The sequence below is a fragment of the Parabacteroides sp. KHUB-03 genome (assembly GCF_056640975.1).
The window spans coordinates 3499915-3520765 of sequence record NZ_CM153257.1 but is presented as its reverse complement, the minus strand read 5'-3'; the positions used below and the strand labels follow the sequence as shown (position 1 = coordinate 3520765).

The window sequence follows — 20851 nt, the reverse complement described above, 5'->3', positions numbered from 1 at the left end:
CACATTAATATAGAAGCATATCTTTTATTTGTTCACGTTTCTTTTCTGTTAATCCTAAACCTTTTGACAGGTATTTGTTTACTGACCCGTATTCTTTTATAATTTTTTGGGAGGTCAGATCCATTAAAGATATATTCGCTGTGAGCAGGACAGTTATGCTTTCCTGGGCATCTGTGCTGAGATCACGGGCCTGATAAGCGAAATGCCCTACATCGATATAGTTGTTGGAAGCCAGATAATCCTGTTCAATGATCTCTTCGGGTATTCCTAACGCGGAAAGTAATATGAATGCAAGAAAGCCTGAGCGGTCTTTGCCTAAAGAACAGTTAAACAGGATAGGGTAATTGTTTGCATCTTCAAATAGGTCTAATGCCTTTGCAAACTGTGCACTGTTGTCTGTTACGAATTGCAAATACTGGTCTTGCATATAAAGGATGGCATCCCCTTTTTTTATTTTATCTTCCTTGATACGTTGAGGTATTTCTGCCATTTTCCCTGCGGAAACGGGTATATGAACAATATTTGCATTGCTGTAACGGATAGGGGCTGCGGCAATCTCCTGTTCTGTGCGAAGATCGATAATCGTTTTTATTCCAAGGTTGTTCAGGCGGATGGTGTCTAGTTCGGTTAAGGAACTTAATTGTCCGGAACGAAAAACTTTGCCCCATTTAGTCATTTTATTATGCTTATTGAAATACCCCCCTAAATCGCGGAGGTTTTGTATGCTATCCATTATAACAGACCGGGCGCCTACTTTCTGGTAATATTTATCATTGAATGACAATAGAAAGTATTTCCGGGTGATATTGTCATTTGTAATATAAGTGGAGACACCATCCCTGATATTTGCGTATCCGGCCGGAATTGCCGTGTTGAATGTTTCAGGATTATCGGAAACATATATTTTCAGTGTCCCTTCAATCTGAGGATCTGTTTCCCATTTGATTATGTAATTGCCAATGTCGTCGCGTAAACAAAGGGAACGTATCTCCGGTGTATTGGAAGTACATCCTATAAGCGTAGTTATACTGGTGAATAAAAAAAGAATTTTACCAATCATCGTTGTTTTACAATATGCTTTGTTTACAAAGATAATAAAAACGGAATCTTTTGTAGCCTGGCTTAATGTTATTTAAGACTGTCTCGGATAAGTGGCTGCAAATTCTTCGGATATGTAATTGTTATAGCTTTGACATACCTCCGATGCAAAATCCATACCGCAGCGTATGATCTTCTCCCACTTTTCTTTACTTAACGTATTCAGGTCTGTATGGCGTACATCTTGTTGCAACAGGCCGAAAATAATTCCTGCATTAAAATTATCGCCGGCTCCGATTGTACTTACGGGACGAATGGAAGGGGCATCAAAATGCTCATTCATCGTATTGGTGAATAGGTTTACCCCGTTTTCGCCATGCGTCGAAATAAAACGGCTACAATAGAATTTGATATGTTCTTTATATACGGTTTGCATGTCTGTTTTGCCAAACAGATTTAGAAAGTCTTCATCCGAACCGCGTACTATATCTGCATATTCAAGGTTTTCAAGAACGGTTGGAGTCAGGCGGATTGCTTCGTGGGCATGCGCCTTGCGGAAATTCGGGTCATAATAAATAATGGCCTTTCTTTCGCGTGCGTATTGTAAAAATTCAATCATCCGGCTTCTTAATACCGGATTAAGGGAATAGTAAGAACCGAATATGAATATATCGTCTTCATTGATACGGGGTAATGCAACTTCCAGCCGTTGTGCCGGATAATCTTTATAAAAGATATAATTGGCATTATTTTCATCATTCAGGAAAGCTAAAGAAACAGGGCTTTTTCCATCAGGAAAACAATCTACAAAGTCGGTAGAGATATGGTTCTTTTCCATAAACTTCCGTATGATTTCTCCGACCCGGTCATTTCCTATTTCGCTGATAAAAGAAACCGGGACGCCTATCCGCCCTAATGATACCAGCCCGTTAAATACAGATCCTCCCGGTACGGCCGTATGCGGTTGGTCTCCTTTGAATATGATATCGAGGATAGTTTCTCCGATGCCAATTACTTTTCTCATAGCGTATTATTCATTTTTGCTTTGTTCACGGCTTTTTGATCCCAAATAGCCGCCATGATGCCGTTTGGCGTAGTCTTTATTATTGAAGTTAATACGCTTCATCGTGCTGACTACCAGAATATCTCCAATAACGGTCATTACGGTTGTGGATGTGGTAGGCGTAAGCCCTAAAGGACAAACTTCTTTAGGAGCACCGGTTAACAAACAGACTGTAGCCGCATTGGCTAAAGGACTATCCGGGTTGCTGGTTATAACGATAAATTTCATATCGGGAGCCAATCCTTGTGTCAATTCTACTAATTCGACTAACTCACGTGTTTTGCCGGAATTGGATATAAGCAACATAATGTCATTATCCCTGACAATGCCCAGATCGCCGTGTTGGGCTTCGCTTGGATGCAGAAAGAATGCAGGAGTGCCGGTAGAGCTAAAAGTTGTAGCGATGTTCATCGCGATTTGCCCGGCTTTGCCCATTCCGCTCGTAATCAGCTTTCCTCCCAGCTCGTGTACGTGATGTGTAATGAGTGATACGGCTTCTTCATAACCCGGAGAAATAGGAATATTACGTACTGCCTGGGCTTCCTGTTCCAATAATAAAGAGATGCTCTCGTGTGTCATAACTGTCGTTTGTAATATTTAACGGCCTGATTGTTTTTTAATACCGATTTGCAAAAGTACCTACTTTTGGTGATACTCGCATAATAAGAACCTTATAATTTCATCCCGATCATTTTAGAAAATCATCGGGATGAATTTGAAAAACGATCGGGATCGTTTAATTATTTATGATAAATGGGTTAAAGGCAAACATGGATATACTTTTGTGTTATGGTAAAAGAACAATATATTATATGTACTTTTGCGGCGTAATTTAAGTAAAGGTAGAAATGGAATACTTTTCTCATATATTATCTAACGGGCTTCGGATTGTTCATCTTCCTGTCGATTCTCCTGTGTCTTATTGCGGATTTGCGGTTAATGCCGGTACGCGTGATGAAAATGCAGACGAATTTGGCTTGGCTCATTTCGTGGAGCACATGGTGTTTAAAGGAACGAAGAAGAGGAAAGCCTGGCATATCCTGAACCGGATGGAGAATGTGGGCGGAGAGCTAAATGCTTATACAACAAAAGAAGAGACTTTTGTGTATTCTGTTTTTATGGAAGAACATTACCGGCGGGCTTTTGAATTACTTATCGACCTGATATTTTATTCTCAATTTCCGGAACAAGAGATAGAAAAAGAGGTGGATGTGATTCTGGACGAAATTAATTCGTATGAAGACAGTCCCTCCGAATTGATATTTGATGAATTTGAAAACCTGCTCTTTAAGGATCACGCATTAGGGCATAATATATTAGGGGATGAAAAATCCCTTTTGAACTTTGACTCCGGATCAGGACGTTCTTTTATGCGTCGTTTTTATGCTCCCGAAAACATGGTGTTTTTCTCTATGGGACGTATCTCTTTTAGTAAGATCGTGAAAATGGCTGAAAATGCCTTGACGGGAATCTCATTTCCGATGGCTGAACGTGTCCGTAAAGCACCTGGCCCTATTCTTCCCTGTGAAAGAAAAATACATAAAGATACGCATCAGGCACATGTGCTGATTGGAGGCCGGGCTTACAGTATGTTTGATGAGAAACGTATTCCGCTGTTTCTCCTTAATAATTTATTGGGCGGTCCGGGAATGAATAACCGTTTAAATGTATCGCTCAGGGAAAAAAACGGATTGGTGTATAACGTAGAGTCTAATGTCACCTCTTATACCGATACCGGACTGGCAAGTATTTACTTCGGTACCGATCCTAAAAATAAAGAAAAAGCGATCCGGCTTGTGCATAAGGAACTGGATAAATTACGTGATGTGAAATTGTCGGCAACGCAATTGACTGCTGCGAAGAAACAGGTTATTGGACAATTAGGTGTGTCGGGCGACAATCGTGAAGGTCTTTTTTTAGGTCTGGGGAAAAGCTTTCTTCATTATAATCGTTATGATACATTATCCGAAGTGTTCGCTAAGGTAGAAAAACTGACAGCCGAAGAGATACAGGAGGTAGCAAATGAAATTTTTGCCCCCGATAATTTATCAAGTCTTATTTATGAATAATGGTTTTTACCAGCATTCTATTTCCCCTTTGAGCTCCGGTATATCGGATTTGGAAAATACCGGGTTTTTAATGCCTTTCTTTTTCTGTAAAAGATAATCTTTTAGTAAGAGAAACGCTTGTTTGCTGAGTAAAGAGATGGCTATCAGATTACAGATTGTCATCAGTCCCATTGTAACATCCGCCAGGCTCCATGCCAGATCCAAGCTTGCCAATGCTCCGAACATGACCATGCCGCCTACCAGAAGACGGTAAAGAAACAATATGCTTTTCCTTGAAGTGATGAAACGGATATTTGCTTCTCCGTAATAATAGTTACCAATAATACTGCTGAAAGCGAAAAGCAGAATTGCTAAAGCCACGAAAATACTGCCTATATTGCCAACTTCGTTTGTCAGGGCATGTTGTGTGAGTTGTACGCCATTGATGGAACCGTCCAGCGGTGCACCGCTGAACAGGATAATAAATGCTGTGCACGTACATATAATTAATGTGTCGGTAAATACGCCCAAGGCTTGTATTAATCCTTGCTTTACCGGGTGCGACACATCTGCTGTGGCTGCTACGTTGGGAGCCGATCCCATACCAGCCTCATTACTGAATAATCCTCGCTTGATACCTTGCATAAGTGCAGCCCCTACAGCTCCTCCGGCCATTTGTTCCCAACCGAAAGCATTAGCAATGATGGTTTCGAATACCTCGGGTAACCGGGTGATATTGAATAAGACGATTCCTAATGCCAAGGCGATATATCCTAACGCCATTACCGGAACAACAATACTGCTTACTTTAGCAATCCGTTGTATGCCTCCGAATATAATAAGTATGGTGAATACTGTAATAATTACTCCCACCAGAACGTGGTCTATGCCAAATGCCCCTTCCCACGCGGCACAAATGGTATTGCTTTGTACCGAGTTGAAGGCAAAGCCGAATGTAATGGAAATCAATATGGCAAATAATACTCCCATCCATCTCAGTTTCAGTCCGTACAGCATGTAGTAGGCCGGGCCGCCGATAAACGATTCTTTCCCTTTTCTTTTATATAATTGTGCCAAAGTAGATTCTACAAACGCACTTGACGAACCCAGCAAAGCAATCAGCCACATCCAGAATACGGCTCCCGGGCCGCCAACTGCAATTGCAGTTGCTACGCCTGCCATGTTGCCTGTGCCTACACGGCTGGCCAGTGATACGGCAAATGCCTGAAACGAAGAAATATGTTTCTCTTCTTTATTATGCGTGGTACCGGAATCTCCTAATAAACGAATCATTTCCCCGATCATGCGGAATTGTACGAAACGGGTTTTCAGGGTAAACCATACGGCACAACCCAATAACATAACGATTAATATGTATGACCAAAGAATTTCATTTATTCCACTGATCCATCCGTTTAATATATCCATAAAGGTAGCCTTCCGAAATAATAAATTTATCTGATGCAAACATACATAAAAATCTATATATATGGATGTTGCTGAATGATCTCTGAATTTTATTATGATTTTTTGCTTTTGAAATGTAACCAGTAATGGTGTTGTGTCGTCTTATCAACAGAAACAAATTACAAACGGGACGGGCCATCCTGCGAAGAAAAAATAACACAATAGCATTATGAAACGGATAAGTATGGTAATCGTGCTGCTTTGCTGCATGGTAACAGAAGTTTTTGCCCAAAATTTAATGATAAAAGGACAAGTGAAAAATGCCCAAAGCAATGAGACATTGGAATTTGCCAATGTAGTATTGCAAACGCGCGACTCGGTTTTTGTTCAGGGCACGACTACAAATGAAAAGGGGAATTTTTCGCTTGATAAAGTAATGCCAGGCAATTATATATTAGTCGTTTCCAGTCTTGGATATAATACAGGATATATAACGTTGGATGGTTTTTCTAAGAGCGTTGTACTTGGCGATATTTTGCTGGGAGACGCGACTGTGTCTCTGGATAATGTAACAGTTACTGCATCCGGACAGACAAGTCGCATGGACCGCAAGATTGTTTTTCCTTCCGAACGTCAGTTGAAGGCTTCTTCTAATGGGATGGATCTGCTTCAACAAATGATGTTGCCGCGTGTTCAGGTAGATGTATTGAACAACCAGATTAAGATGCCGGGAAATGGGGTGGTTCAATTACGTATTAACGGGGTGAAGGTTGAACAGGAAGATATAAAGGCCTTGATTCCTTCTGATATTATCCGTATAGAGTATCATGATAATCCGGGGCTTCGTTATGGAAACGCCGATATTGTATTGGATTATATTGTGCGCCGTCCGGACACTGGAGGTAGTTTTGCTGTGGATATGGCACAGGGATTGAATGCTATGTGGGGAGAATATAATGCATCGGCCAAGGTGAATCATAAAAAATCGGAATGGGGTGCTTACTATCGTATCGGTCCGCGCGATTTCTACGGATTGAAACGTAATAATGAAGAAGAATTCCATTTGGCAGACGGGACATCATTAAACCGTGTAGAAATTGGAGAACCCTCGCGAGGCCGTATGTTCATGCATAATCTGAATCTGAATTACAGTTACCAGGAACCTGAAAAATATATGTTTAATGCTGCTTTTCGCTATAATACCACGCACCAGCCGTATTGGGATTATAGAGGCGTATTGATGAATAAGAAAAATCCGGATGATAAGGTGGATATGATCGACCGTAATGACAATGATTATAAAACCCCGGCTTTGGATTTATATTATCAGCGGAATTTAAAGAATGACCAGACCCTGGTTTTTAATCTGGTTGGAACCTATAACAAGACAAAAACAGCCCGTGTTTATAAAGAGAGCCGCAATGAAGAAGTGCTGACGGATATTAATAACAGGGTTAATGGTGGGAAATATTCATTGATCGGGGAAGCCATTTATGAGAAAAAACTGGGTAATGCCAACCGTATAAGCGGGGGGTTGAGGCATACGCAATCGTATTCGGATAATGCTTATATCAACGGACATAATTATAAGACTCACATGGTACAGGCAGAAACCTTTATGTATGGCGAGTTTAAAGGGAAATTAAAGAAAGTGGATTATTCTTTGGGAGTAGGAGTAAGCCGTTCTTATTATGATCAGCGTGGTTCGGACGAAGAATATGAACGCTATACGGTTAATCCCCGGTTAACTCTTTTCTGTCCGCTTCCCGGTGAATCTTCTGTCCGTCTTAAAGCAACCATAAGGAATGTGACTCCTTCATTAGGCGAATTGAGTGCTATTGACCAGATGATTGACTCTTTGCAGATACAACGCGGTAACCCGGATCTGAAAACATATATGAGTTATTATACCGAATTGAATTATGAGTTCCGCAAAGGTTTGTTTTATACCAATTTTACCGGTGCTTATGAGTATCAACCTGATGCTATCATGGATGAAAAGTATCAGGAAGGGAATAAGATTATCCAGACCTGGGATAACCAGAAGAATTGGCAACGTGTGGTTGCAAATGCCAATATAAAATTCGGCCCTGTTAAAGATATTTTCCAGATTTCTTTTGATGGTGGTGTGAATCATTATATAAGTAACGGAAATACCTATAAACATCGTTACACGAATTGGTGGTGCGACGTTAATGCATCCGTAACCTGGAAGAAATGGTCGCTTTGGTATATGGTGATCACAAATTGGAACTGGTTTAAAGGTGAGACATTGACCGGCGGAGAAAATATACAAGGTATTATGTTGAGCTATCGCCATAAGGGTTTAAATGTAGGGATGCGTGTAATAAACCCGTTTACGGATAATTATAAGGTTGAAACAGAGAATTGGAACAAGTATGCTTCTTATAAACGGTCGATGTATATAAAGGAAAGTTCACGCTTGTTTGTAGCAACTGTTTCTTATAATTTCTCTTTCGGACGCAAATACAGTGCCGGACAGAAGAAACTTAATAACTCCGATAATGATTCGGGCGTTATGAGTACAGGAAAATAAAAATACTCATACACTTTGCTGTTTTTTTAATCAAAGGACAGGTAAGGGACTAAATGTTCCTTGTCTGTCTTTGTAAACTCTTCAAGTAACTGCAGGTTTTCCCATCCGGAAAGTCTGCCTTTTTGCTTTACCAGTTGTTCGATGCAGCGAGCTTGCCGGTAACTGATATAAGGATGTTTGCTTAGCTTTTTCGATGACATTATGTTAACATGAAGCTGGCGGATCAATGACACATCTACCGTAAACCACGATTTCATTGCTTCATATCGTTCTTCGTCTATTCCATAGACTTCGCTAAGCTGTGTAACAGAGTAAAATCCGCCTAATAAGTTCCGGTACTTGATGATGCGCCGTGCAAAGGTGCTTCCAATACCCGGAACTTTCTTTAAGATGGTGGTGTCGGCAGAGTTCAATTCTACGATTGTCCCTTCAGGGAATTTCCGGGTATAAAAAGACTTTCTTTCGGATGGAATTTTATTTTCTCCCCGAAGGAATCCGGATTTCTTCCGAAAGGAATGTTTGGAACTTTGGAAACCGGATGATGGATTCTTGCTTTGCGGATTGTTGGTACGGGTTGCTTCGGATGGAACGGCCGTATTGTTAAATGAAGCCGTTGCCTTAGGCAAATCGGCCTCTTGTTTATTTTCTTTGAATTGTAAAGCGAGCCACGAAAGAGAGATCAATATAAGTAATACGGTTAATGCTCTCCTTTCTCCTTTCGAGAAATAAAATAAATCACGCCAGTTCATAGTTCCAGGTTTTAATAATATGTATTGTAAAGATAGGAGTTACCTTTTGATAGGCAAGTAACTCCTGTTTTTTATTTTAGAAAAGGCGGGTGATCCATTTGATAAGGCCTAGCTCATTTACAAAGATGATACCGATTGCAACCGGGGCAATGTACTTTATGAAAAAGGCGTATGTGTTGAACAGGTAAAACTTGACAGTCCCTTTATTCGTCAGTTCTGCTTTCAATACTTTTTTATCAATGCGCACCCCTACAAATATGCAGATGAACATGCCTCCCAGCGGCATCATGATCTTGGCCGTGAGATAGTCCAATGCATTGAAGATGGTCAGGCCACCTATGGTAAACTCCTTCAGCATGCCGAAAGAGAGGGAACAGAGGATAGCAATAACAGATACGCCTGCGGAGACAAACCAGGCTGCTTTTTTTCTTGTCATATGATATTCTTCGTGTACGTAGGCTGTGGCTACTTCATGTAAAGATATTGTGGATGTAAGTGCCGCCAGTGCCAGAAGGATAAAAAAGATCAGCGACCAGATATTGCCGAAAGGCAGTTGCTCGAATACGTTCGGGAGGGTGATAAATACCAGTTCTGGCCCGGCAGTCGGTTCAATACCGAAACTGAATACCGCCGGAAATATCATGATCCCTGCAAGCAACGCTACCAATGTGTTTAGAGCAATAACTTGTATGGCTGTCAGCTGTAGTTTCGTATCGCTCGAAAAATAAGAAGAATAAGTGATAAGACATCCCATGCCTATACTCATCGCAAAGAATGTTTGCCCCATTGCACTTAAGATAACCGATGATGTAATTTTATCGAAATCCGGTTTAAACAAGAACGAAAGCCCTTCGGACGCTCCGTCCAGAGTAATAGAGCGTACACATAAGATGAGTAATATCAGGAACAATGCCGGCATCATTATTTTGGATGCCCGTTCGATTCCTTTTTCTACACCCGAGATAATGATGAAATGGGTCAGTGCCACGAATATCAGTGTCCAGCCGATAGGTCGTAAGGCGCTACTTGAAAAGGTTTCGAAATCGGCAGTAAATTCGGATGCCGATTTGCCGGCCAGTGAACCGGATATAGCCTGCCATATATATTCCAGCGTCCAGCCGGAAACAACCGAATAGAATCCGAGAATAAGAAAGGCGGCCAATACACCGTTGTAACCAATCAGACTCCACTTCGTACCGGGTGCCAGTTTCTTAAATGCTCCGGCTGCATTGCTGCGTGAGTGGCGGCCTATAAAGAACTCCGTAATCATGATCGGAAGCCCGAACAAAACGGTGCAGATAATAAATACCAGCAGGAATGCACCTCCTCCGTTTGCTCCTACCATATATGGGAAACGCCAGATACTGCCTAGCCCTACGGCACAACCTACGGTGGCTAGTATTACTCCTATCTTGCTTCCGAATGTTACTCTGTTATTTTGTGTCATATAAAAAATACTTGATTTGGTTTATTCTAATACCACGCCGTCTTTGATGTGTATAACCCGGTCTACGTTCGATGCTAATTGTTCGTCGTGGGTTACGATGACGAATGTTTGTTTCATCTGCTCCCGCAATTCAAAAAAGAGCGCATGCAGTTCTTCTTTGTTCTTCGTGTCCAGGCTGCCGGACGGTTCATCGGCAAGGATAACTGCCGGATTGTTGATCAAGGCGCGTGCTACGGCTACCCGTTGCTTCTCTCCGCCGGAAAGTTCGGCCGGTTTGTGGCCCATGCGGTCGGACAGCTTCAGGAAATCGAGCATTTCTTTCGCTCTCTTTTCTGCAACTCCCGGTTTTTCTTTGGCTATTAATGCCGGAATCATTACGTTTTCCAGTGCTGTAAACTCAGGTAAAAGCTGGTGGAACTGAAATACGAAACCAATATTTTTGTTGCGGAAAGCAGCCAGCTCTTTGTCTTTGAGCCGCCCGGTTTCTGTTCCGTTGATGATTAAGCGTCCACTGTCCGGAGAGTCCAGGGTTCCGATGATTTGAAGAAGTGTCGTTTTTCCGGCTCCACTGGGACCGATGATGGCTACTATTTCACTTTTTTCTATCGTGAGGTCGATGCCTTTCAGTACTTGAAGGGTGCCGAAGCTTTTCGTTATTCCTTGGGTTTGAATCATATCGATTGGCAGTTGAAAATAATAATTGACGATTAAATATTGCGTATTACGTAGGAGGCCAGATAACAACCAAACAGGGCTGGCATATAGGATACCGTGCCGGTGGTTGATCGCTTGCATTGTTCGTTGTCTATTTCTATGATGGCATCCGGATTGGCCATTTCGGTTGAGAAGACAACCGGTACGCCGCGATTGATGCCCATTCCGCGGAGCCGTTTCCTGACGGCTTTGGCAAGGGCACAGCTGCATGTTTTCGATATATCGTCGATCTTGACTTGCGACGGATCTGCTTTGGCTCCGGCTCCCATAGAGGAAATAATAGGAATGCCCCGCTGGCAGGCGTGATAAATGAGGAATACTTTGGGGCTGAGTGAGTCGATTGCATCGACAATGAAGTCGAATTTTGCCGATAGCACTTCTTCTGTCCGTTCGTCGCGAAGGAATTCGTTAATTACCGTCAGCTTTAGCCTGGGATTTATGTCCGTCAGACGGCTGGCCATTACTTCTGCTTTGGGTTTCCCCAGGGTGGAATGAAGTGCGGGAAGTTGCCGGTTGAGGTTGCTTTCGTTTACCGTATCGGCGTCAACAATTGTCATGTGGCCAATTCCGGAGCGGCAAATCTGTTCTGCTGCATAAGCACCTACGCCGCCCAGTCCAACGACCAATACATGCGCTTTGGCAAGATATTCCATGCGGTCTGCTCCCAGCAAAAGTTCCGTCCGTGTATTCCAACTGTAACTCATTTATCTTTTTTTGATTACAAAAGTAATAAAACAGAAGGAATTGGCTTTGGATTCTTTATATTTTAACGAAGAAGGAGCTTCGGAGTGGTACAAAACTATCACCGGAGCGCCGGCAAACCTTTGTAGCCCTACAGAGGTTTGCCGGCGCTCCGGTAACTATTTTGTAGGGGTACGAAACCATTGCAGCTACGCCGGTGATCATTTTGTAGGGCTACAAAACCTTCGCCAGTACTCCGGTAATAGTTCTGTACCCCTACAGAGGCTCCGCCAGCGTGTGGGTCATACTTTTGTAGGGGTACGGAGCTATCCGGGCTTAATCCCGGATAGGAAATTCGGTAATGCGAAGCGTTGTGCAGCCATACGGAATCAATTCGATCGGTTCTTCCTTGCCGGTATCTTCGCCAATTTGGATGTAATAGGCTACGTCTGCAGCCGAGCCACGGGATAGTGTCCATCCGTTCAGCCGTTTTCCTTTTGCCTTGATCTTAATAGGCGCGTTTTCCACGTTCCAGGGATAAGTTGAAACAGAGGTGTTTTTTTCTACAATGAAAGATTTTCCGATAGATTCGGGGCGCAGGTCTTTGTGTGACAAAGCATAGTTCCACGGGCTGTCTGAAGTTACTTCATAATACCACGGGCCATAAATTGCAGCCTTCTCGGGTTCAAAGTTTTTCTTCTCCCATTTCTCGTCCATCTTCAGTGCATAGAGTAACGGCCCGCGTTTAATTACGGCAGCACCGTCGTACCATTGTTCGGATTCTACCTGCATTGGGAATTGGATGCTTAATTGATCGCCGTTCTTCCACTTGCGGTTGATGCGTGTAATTTCGCCGGCAAAAGCTTCGCATTCCAATGTTTGTCCGTTAAGCATGATCACCGGGTTCTGGCACCAGGCCGGGATGCGCAAATGGATCGGGAAGAATGCCTCTTTTGTCTTCTCCGGGAAATGGATGTCGAATAGGACTTGTTCGTCAAACGGGTAGTTTGTTTTTTCGTCAATCTTTACCGTAACGTTGTCTGCTACTTTGGCTGTTACCACAGACGGCGCGTAAACCAGGGCGGCTATTCCGTTGTCTGCCGTGGCATACCAGAGGTTTTGCACCAGCTTAGGCCAGCCCTGATGAAGATTGGACGTGCAACAAGGATAACCTGTAAGTGTTCCGAAAAGAATGTCCGTATCTTCGTGTGGAGTTACGAAGTTGCGCCATTCCCGTGAAACGGTTACCTGATTTGTCTGCTGGTAATACTGGCGGGCATCGTAATTGTCCGTAACCTGTGTTGGCAGGGCGTTGTAAGCTACGCGTTCCAGATGATCGGCCCATTGCACGTCGCCGGTTATTTCCAGCATTTTTTCCAAAGAAAGCATCATTTCGACGGCTGTACAGAGTTCGGATCCGGTTGTAGGGCTGCCAAACCGTAATAATTCGTCGCCTCCCCATAATCCGGTAGGCAGGCCTATCGTGTTGCGGATCGTGTTGCAGGCGGTTTTTACGGCTTCCAGTTGTTTTTTGTCTCCGCTTTGCTGATAGTAGATAACGGGTTCTTTGAATCCTTGTCCCAGATTTACACAGTGCAGGCTGTGCTGGCGGGCGAGATAATCTTTCTCAAGGAAAATCTTAGTCCAGTCAAACGTCTGTTTGTGGATCAGTTCACCCAGATCGAGCAGGAATTTATCTCCGGTGATGTTGTAAAGCCAATATACAATCATCAGGTTATCGCCTCCGCGTTGTTCTCCCCAGAAAGTCCATTTGCCCAGGGGAGAGGTTGGCAACTCATTAAGCTGGTATTTGAAATAGTTTGTGAGGAATGGGATGACGCGCTGGTCGCCGGTTGCCGAATAATATTGCTGCATGATTTTCAGCACCACCATCTTGGGCCACCAGTCGTGGGCGTTGTCGCGTTGCAGACCGGGTTCGTAAGGGCGGTCGGTATCGGGGCCGAAATAGCCGTTCTCTTTTTGTGAGGCTAGCGTCCATTCGATCCAGGGCTTAACCTTTTCGATCAACTTCTGGTCGTTCATGATGTAGGCTAACGGAAGAAGACCGTCTATCCAGTACGGCCCGCGTTCCCAGACGTCGCCGTCACCTCCGAGCCAGCCGTTGCGTTGTCCCATGACTTTCTCGTATATCTGGTCGAGGTTGCCGGTCATGCCATCGGCCATGCGCTTTAGTTGTTCGTTCAGCCATCCGGACGGTTTGATTGTTCCGATGGGAAGCTCCATATAGGGCTTTGTAACTAAAGGATAACGATTGTTTTGATAATTCAGATTGATACTTTCATTTCTTCCGGCTTCCGTGTTTGCAGACAGCGGAGCAGCCGTAATGAAAGCCGCCAGTGCGGCCATTGCTACGTGTTTCATGGTCGTGATTTAATTAGAGAATTATAAAGAATTTAATAACACTTCCCAAAAATAGGTATTTATTTCTGAAAAGTGTTATTGCGGATAAATAATCGACCGTACCCGATCTGTTTGTCAATCCTGAGTACGGCGGGGTTCAATTGGAGGTAGCGGGCCAAACTCGCCATGTGCGGCCGCCTTGATGCTGTAGTTTTTGTACATCCAATGGTCGCGATACCAGGTACAGGGCTTGAACTCGTCGTTAAGTTCTTTCATCTTGCCGCTCATTCCGGTTCTTAATTTATTCAAGACACCGGCATATTCTTTCTTATCGATAACGTTCTGTTTCATATGAGGATCTTTTTCTCTGTCGAACAGCAGTTCCGAGCCGTCTACCAGATATTTGGCATAAGTATAGCGCTTGTCGCGAACGGCACGCCACTCAAAGCCGTCTTTCCATTGATAAGTATGTCCCATTCCCTGCATGAAAGCGAATGGAGGTTCTTCCCCTTTTTCATGGCGAAGAATAAAACTCAGGTCTTTGCCTTCCATTTCCTGTGGAATCTGTTTATCCAATCCCATTAATCCTAAAAGGGTGGGAGTAATATCCGGTGTATTCAGGCAGGCATCGCTTTTCCCTTTGGTTCCTAATTTGGGATAACGGATCAGGAAAGGGATGCGTGCGGCTTCATCGTAAAACGTCAGTTTGTACATCTTGCCTTGCGATGCGAACATTTCTCCGTGGTCGGAGGTAAAGACAACAATCGTGTTGTCGGCAATCCCCATGTCGTCTATAGCCGATAATATGCGTCCGAATTCTTCATCGATTGAATTAACCATAGAGTAGTAGCAACGCATGGTTTCCTGATAGCCCCCTTCTTTAATGAAGCTTTCTTTCCAGGCGGAATCGCCGTCAAAGAATTCCTGAGGAACACGGTCCATATATTTGTCCGGAACGTTGTTGAAATTGTCCGGAAGTTCAAAGCTGGTGTTTTTAAACTTCTCATAACAATCTTTTTGGACATTCTCTTTTGTCCATGGGTCATGCGTTGGATTCCATGAGAGGAACAAGGCAAACGGTTTGTCTTTATTCGCTTCTTTTTTAATGTAATCTACGGCTAATCCTGTAAAGACATCCGGGCCGTATTGCCCGGTTAAGTCCACTTTTACCTGTTCTCCGTTTTCATCATCCGTGTAGTAATACGATTTATAACTGTCGTGGTTAAATGAATAGGCAGCCCAGTATCCGTCGAATCCCATGCGTTCGGGGCCACGTTCGTAGCTTCGGCGATGCTGGTCGTTCAGGTGCATTTTGCCGATATACCCCAGATTATATCCGGCATCGTTTAATACGTGGGCTATTGTACGATGGTTCGGATTCATGTTGATTTCATTTATTACCATGCCTGTCGAGCTTGTATATTTCCCCGTGAAAAGACATGAGCGGTAAGGGGCGCTTACCGGAGTTACCGAAACAGCATTTTCGAAATTGACGGCTTGCCTGGCAAAACCGTCGATATTAGGTGTAATGGCTTTGGCATCTCCGGCATACCCCAGCACATCTGCCCGTAATTGATCTGCGAATACGTAGATCAGGTTGGGGCGGGATTGTTCTTGTGCCGACAGGGTAATGCCGGATAATAAAAAACCAACTCCCAAAACACTACAATTGAATATCTTCATATTATATAATTATTAATTCGTTGAAAATACATTATTCGTAATTAGGATTCTGGCTTAACTTGCTGTTGGAATCCAAAACACGCTGGGGTATTGGGAATACGGAACGATAATCACTGCTGCTTTCATGCGATAACCATTTTGCTTTAGTGTACGTACCAAAACGGATCATGTCGCGTCTTCTTGTGAATTCTCCGGCAAACTCCCAGCCTAATTCATCGTAAAAGCGTCCGAATTGTTCGGGCATACGCGTATTCTGCGGAGTAAGCGTATAATTAGTAACTGTTCCATATTTGTAGGAAGATGGTTCTTGAAGTTGTGCACCGGTAACATTCGCCTTTTCAGGATGATCTTTAAAAGCCCGTGCTCTGACTGTACTAACCAGTTGGGCTGCTTCGTCCGCCTTACCTGTCCGCAGTAAAGACTCGGCTTTCATCATGTATACCTGTGCCAAGCGGAAAATAACAAAATCATTGTTCAAACCGGCACGTGCACCTTGCACTATTTCGTATTTGAGCCATCTTACGCCTTCGCCTTCACCAACGTTTACGCCGTTTGGCATTTTGTTCTCATATACCAGCGGTTTGTTGTTCATATCCGTAAATCCAACACAAGGATCTCCGTTCGCTTTAAATTGAGGACCAGATAACCACGTTGCATTCAATCTTGCATCGTCCGGGTCATACGTATCGATAAATTGAGGCACTCCTTTATAAGAGCCGGTTCCGCTAGGCGTAGCTTCCAGATTGTAAGTATCTTTATTTGCTTTATGCAGTGCATCGCGATAATATTGGAATCCATTAGCATAAATTTCATCATACGGAACCACCAGAATGTTTTCCAAAGAGTTTTCGTTATGTGTAGAAAATGGAGTCTTGTAATCTGCATCCAGTTGGTATTTACCCGAATTAAGAACGGCATTACATTCTTCTATACATTTATCCCACATAGGAGTACCTACATATACTTCTGCATTCAGATAAACATTAGCAAGTAGTGCATGCGCTGCCCATTTGGTGAATCGCCCGTATGTATCGTTTGTTTTGTCTGTGGGCAGATCTTCAATTACGGCCTTGATTTCGGATGTTACAAAGTCAAACATCTCTTGTCTGGTGGAATTGGAAGGCAGATCGTTTGATGGTTCTGTCATTAACGGCGCGTTATTCCAATTATCCATAATAATCCAGTAGTGGAAAGCGCGCAAAACACGTACCTCTGCTATCAATCGCTTTTCATTCTCGTTCGCTGCAAGTGGAAATTCTTTATTATTAAGCTGACTTAAAACCCGGTTTGCCAAAATTACTCCCGTATATTGATTTTTCCACAAATCGAGAATAAGCGTTTGCTCCGAATTCCACATGTGGAGGTGCATACGCCGGTATACACCGCCATCGTCCCATCCGCCAATCATATTTGCAGGCATTATTATTTCATCCGAAGAAATTTCTTGTGTCCGGTTTCCTGCGCCGTAGTAGCCTCTTAAGTTTGCATATATGGAACCAACGGCTTTTGTTGCGTCACCAAGAGTATAGTTATAAGAGCTTTCTGTGATGGAAGAATATACCTTTTCATCGAGGTTTGTGCAAGCAGAAGTCATAAGGAGTGCTGTTGCACCGAATGCCAATAGATGTATATTGAATTTATTCATGATTTTCTAGTTTTAGTAGATTAGAATGTCAGTATAGTTCCAAGAGTAAACGAGCGTGTGGACGGATAACGTTCACGGGTATCGCATCCCGGATTCAGGCCACTGGCGTTTACCTCCGGATCTACACCGCTGTAACCGGTTATTGTAAACAGATTGCTTCCTGAGAAATAAAGATTTACTCTCTTTAGATAATTATTTTTTAGATTGAATGTATAGCCTAATGTTATGTTATCGATTTTCCAATAGTCTCCTTTCTCTATATAATAACTTACATATTGTAACTCTTGCTGGCTACTTAACTTTTTGCCGTTCAGTTTAGGTCCGAAAGCCGTATTTAGCAGATTGCCTCTTGCCAGGAATATAGGGCTGTCATAAAATAATTTAGGCATATTCAATATATCAAACCCAAAAGCGCCGCGCATATTGACAGACAGATTAAAACCTTTGTAACTGAAGTTATTTATCCAACTCAAAAAATGTTTGGGTAAACCATTCCCAATAACTTTTTTATCATCAGGTTGCTGTTCCAATATAGGTTTAGGATTACCGTCTTTATCTTCAATAACCCAGCGTCCGTCTTCATCAATATCTACTACTTTGAATCCGTAAAAATCTCCAACTCCTCCGCCAACATACAAACGATGGGTACTCTGTTGGATTGGTTCGCCGGTATTCCCTTCATCCAGAAAACCTGATTTTAATTGAAAACGATCATTGGAAAGAGACAACAATTTGTTCTTATTGGTAGAATAATTGATAGTGCTTCCCCATGTAAATTCTTTTGTTTGTACAGGAATGAAATTCAGGCTGATCTCAAGCCCTTTGTTTTCCATTGTTCCTGCATTTGCGATGATGTTTTCGTATAAATAAGGAGGTTGGGCAACCTGGTATTGCCATAACATATCTTTTGTTTTACGCTGATATAAATCGATGCTACCACTGATACGTTCTTCCAGGAAACCGAAATCGATACCTACGTTCCATTCTTCTTTCTTTTCCCAACGGAGATCGGGATTTGAGTTGGAGGATGGTTTGATAGTCGGTATCCATCCGTCTGCTGTATAAAAATTATCACCTGTTGCCAATTTGCTTAATGATAAATAAGGTTCGGTAGGGATTGTTCCGGTAACACCGAATCCGGCACGTAACTTTAATGTGCTTAATATATTCTTTGTGCTTTCCATGAATCCTTCATTGAATAGATTCCAACCTGCAGAGAAAGCAGGGAAATTACCCCATTTATGGTCTGCACCGAACTTGGAAGAGCCTTCGTGGCGGATGCTTGCAGATAATAGATATTTATTATCAAAATTATAATTTACGCGGGCAAAGAATCCGATAAGCGTGCTTTCTTGTTTTTGAGTAAGTTGTGTCGCTTCACCTCTCTTCAAAGCGGCACCGGAGCCCATATCATTATAAGTATATTGATCAGATGGAAAATCCCAGTTAGTCATGGCAGACCTTTCAAATATGTCATTCTGGTATGAATAACCAACTAATCCTGTTACATCGTGTAGTCCGAATTGTTCTTTGTATTGGGAGGTCACTTCAAGTAAATTCTCTCTTTTGTAAATACTTTTCTTTGAAGCATAACCATTTTTGCTGTCTCTGATCGTGGAAAGATGTTTCTTTGTTTCTGCGTAACCCTGGGTTTCATTGAATGATGTACGGGAGCCTAATACCCTGATGAACCATTGACGGATAGGAGTAAGTGTTACTGTTCCGAATGTCCGCAATTGCGTGTTTTTCGCTTCGCCGCTACTTTCTTCTATAAGAGCAAGAGGATTGGCATATTCATGTATTTCGGTATGTTCAATCCAATTACCGTTGTCATCTTTTGGACGTTCTGTCGGATTGTTGATTAAAGCATTCCGATATATTTCACCTTTGAAACTGGACTTATAAGTACCGTTTTCTGCATTATCTTTTTCTCCCAACATACGGTACTTCTGTTCACGTCCCATGATGTTTAAGTTGAACTTCAATAAGCCATCCCACATGCTGTGGTTAACTTCCAGACGTGAAGTTAATACATCGTTGTTCGATTCTTTTATAATACCTTGTGCCGACTTATAATTAATATTCGCAATATAATTGGTATTTCGCGTACCACCTTTTAAGCTGGCATTTGTAACCCAGGATACAGGAGTACGTGTAATTTCGTCCAGCCAATCGGTATCATATCCAAAGTCGTTGGCCCCTGCAACGCCCTGACTTACAAGTTCGCGATATTCGCCGGCACTCATCATATTCAGCTTTTTCTTTACTTGCTGGGTCGTAACATAGGCTTGTATATCTATAGATAGAGGGGTTTCTCCCTTGGCTTTTTTTGTAGTGATAAAGATAACGCCATTGTTACCACGCGTACCGTAGATAGCTGCTGCCGAACCATCTTTTACCACATCGATACTTTCTATGTCTTCGGTGGCAACTGTAGTAAGATCACCGGGAACACCATCAATAATAACAAGAGGTGAAGTGCTGGACCTCAAAGTTCCTACACCACGTAACATAATTTGTGTGGAAGCAGTTGGATCTCCATTGGGTAATACTACTCCCAGTCCGGCTACTTTACCTTGTAATAACTGGGCGGCATCCTGTACGGCTCCTTTAACGAACGATTCGCTTTTAATACTGGCAATGGAGGAGGTCAATTCGCCTTTTTTCTGTGTACCGTAACCAACTACTACAACTTCGTCCAATACCTGGTTGTCGCTTTTTAGCTGAATGTTATAGCTGTTTTGATTATTAATGGCAACTTCTTGCGTTAGATAACCAATATAGGAAATTTGTAATATGCTTCCTGAGTTTGGGACTTCCAGAGTAAATTTCCCGTCAAGATCCGTAATCGTTCCGTGATCGGTGCCTTTAATAATTACATTAGCTCCAATAACCGTCTCTCCGCGATCATCTATTATTGTTCCTGTAATTGTCCTTTGAGACTGTTGTGCAACCGACGCTTCACGGCGCATTAACATAATATTGTTTCCTTCCATTGCATATACGACATCTGTTTTGTCGAAAATATCCGACAGAACTTCTGTAACTGTGCGGTTGGATGCCGTAACAGAGGTTTTACGGTGCAGATCCACTTCTTTACTGTTATAGATAAACAGATAATCCGTTTGCTTTTCTATTTCTTCCAGAACTTTCCGGGTGTCTACGTTTCGCACTTGTATGTTGACTCGCATCGTTTGGGAATTGACGGATGCAAACATGCCGGCGGTAAACATAAATAGCGATATTAAAGTTAACCTCATCCTTCTAATTGTTTTGTGTTGTGTTTTTTCAGGGCACAAGAATCTCTTATTCCAATTTTTTTTCATACTTTTGTTTTCTAATGATGTTAGCACTTGTAATTTTCGTAATAATTCATTAGGGTGCTGACTTTGACGCGGGGTGTGTGTGAATATACCCCGTGTTTTTGCACCACGATAATCAGGTTACATTCTTCATAG

General features: G+C 42.7%; 14 protein-coding genes. 2 read left to right on the top strand and 12 right to left on the bottom strand.

Going from position 1 to position 20851, the window contains the following annotated elements:
* Positions 1-4 precede the first annotated feature (4 nt).
* The 3 genes from ACYIB7_RS15015 to ACYIB7_RS15005 all read right to left on the bottom strand — a co-directional run bounded on the left by ACYIB7_RS15015 (position 5) and on the right by ACYIB7_RS15005 (position 2680).
* The gene (locus ACYIB7_RS15015; RefSeq protein ID WP_480337644.1) at positions 5-1060 is read right to left on the bottom strand and encodes a tyrosine-protein phosphatase; all 1056 of its coding nucleotides are present in this window, start codon (positions 1058-1060) and stop codon (positions 5-7) included.
* 72 nt (positions 1061-1132) lie between these two features.
* The gene (locus tag ACYIB7_RS15010) at positions 1133-2062 is read right to left on the bottom strand and encodes a carbohydrate kinase family protein (RefSeq protein ID WP_103983677.1); all 930 of its coding nucleotides are present in this window, start codon (positions 2060-2062) and stop codon (positions 1133-1135) included.
* A gap of 6 nt (positions 2063-2068) precedes the next feature.
* A complete protein-coding gene (locus ACYIB7_RS15005) occupies positions 2069-2680 on the bottom strand; it encodes an SIS domain-containing protein (protein ID WP_103983676.1) in 612 nt (203 codons plus the stop codon).
* Positions 2681-2949: 269 nt separating this feature from the next.
* Here ACYIB7_RS15005 and ACYIB7_RS15000 point away from each other — a divergent pair, with 269 nt between their 5' ends.
* Positions 2950-4170, top strand: a complete 1221-nt coding sequence (locus ACYIB7_RS15000) for a M16 family metallopeptidase (RefSeq protein WP_480337642.1) — start codon at positions 2950-2952, stop codon at positions 4168-4170.
* Between the two features lie 6 nt (positions 4171-4176).
* Here the strand turns inward: ACYIB7_RS15000 and ACYIB7_RS14995 are convergent, their stop codons facing one another.
* On the bottom strand, positions 4177-5577 hold the full coding sequence (locus ACYIB7_RS14995) for an alanine/glycine:cation symporter family protein (RefSeq protein WP_480337640.1): 1401 nt from the start codon (positions 5575-5577) through the stop codon (positions 4177-4179).
* 208 nt (positions 5578-5785) lie between these two features.
* Between ACYIB7_RS14995 and ACYIB7_RS14990 the strand changes: the two genes are divergently transcribed.
* A complete protein-coding gene (locus tag ACYIB7_RS14990; RefSeq protein WP_480337639.1) occupies positions 5786-8113 on the top strand; it encodes a carboxypeptidase-like regulatory domain-containing protein in 2328 nt (775 codons plus the stop codon).
* A 26-nt stretch (positions 8114-8139) separates the two neighbouring features.
* Here the strand turns inward: ACYIB7_RS14990 and ACYIB7_RS14985 are convergent, their stop codons facing one another.
* The 8 genes from ACYIB7_RS14985 to ACYIB7_RS14950 form a co-directional block, all read right to left on the bottom strand.
* On the bottom strand, positions 8140-8862 hold the full coding sequence (locus ACYIB7_RS14985; protein ID WP_103983672.1) for a ComEA family DNA-binding protein: 723 nt from the start codon (positions 8860-8862) through the stop codon (positions 8140-8142).
* Between the two features lie 76 nt (positions 8863-8938).
* The gene (locus tag ACYIB7_RS14980; protein ID WP_099464698.1) at positions 8939-10309 is read right to left on the bottom strand and encodes a sodium-dependent transporter; all 1371 of its coding nucleotides are present in this window, start codon (positions 10307-10309) and stop codon (positions 8939-8941) included.
* 21 nt (positions 10310-10330) lie between these two features.
* A complete protein-coding gene (locus ACYIB7_RS14975; RefSeq protein WP_103983671.1) occupies positions 10331-10984 on the bottom strand; it encodes an ABC transporter ATP-binding protein in 654 nt (217 codons plus the stop codon).
* 32 nt (positions 10985-11016) lie between these two features.
* On the bottom strand, positions 11017-11727 hold the full coding sequence (locus ACYIB7_RS14970) for a tRNA threonylcarbamoyladenosine dehydratase (RefSeq protein ID WP_103983670.1): 711 nt from the start codon (positions 11725-11727) through the stop codon (positions 11017-11019).
* Positions 11728-12040: 313 nt separating this feature from the next.
* Positions 12041-14086, bottom strand: a complete 2046-nt coding sequence (locus tag ACYIB7_RS14965) for a beta-L-arabinofuranosidase domain-containing protein (RefSeq protein ID WP_480337636.1) — start codon at positions 14084-14086, stop codon at positions 12041-12043.
* 114 nt (positions 14087-14200) lie between these two features.
* Positions 14201-15748 carry a sulfatase family protein gene (locus ACYIB7_RS14960; protein ID WP_103983668.1) on the bottom strand — a complete coding sequence of 516 codons (1548 nt, stop codon included), beginning with the start codon at positions 15746-15748 and terminating at the stop codon, positions 14201-14203.
* 31 nt (positions 15749-15779) lie between these two features.
* Positions 15780-17393: a RagB/SusD family nutrient uptake outer membrane protein gene (locus ACYIB7_RS14955; protein ID WP_480337634.1), complete on the bottom strand. Its 1614-nt coding sequence runs from the start codon at positions 17391-17393 to the stop codon at positions 15780-15782.
* Between the two features lie 20 nt (positions 17394-17413).
* Positions 17414-20653, bottom strand: coding sequence for a TonB-dependent receptor (locus ACYIB7_RS14950; protein WP_103983666.1), 3240 nt, complete (start codon positions 20651-20653; stop codon positions 17414-17416).
* Positions 20654-20851: the final 198 nt, after the last annotated feature.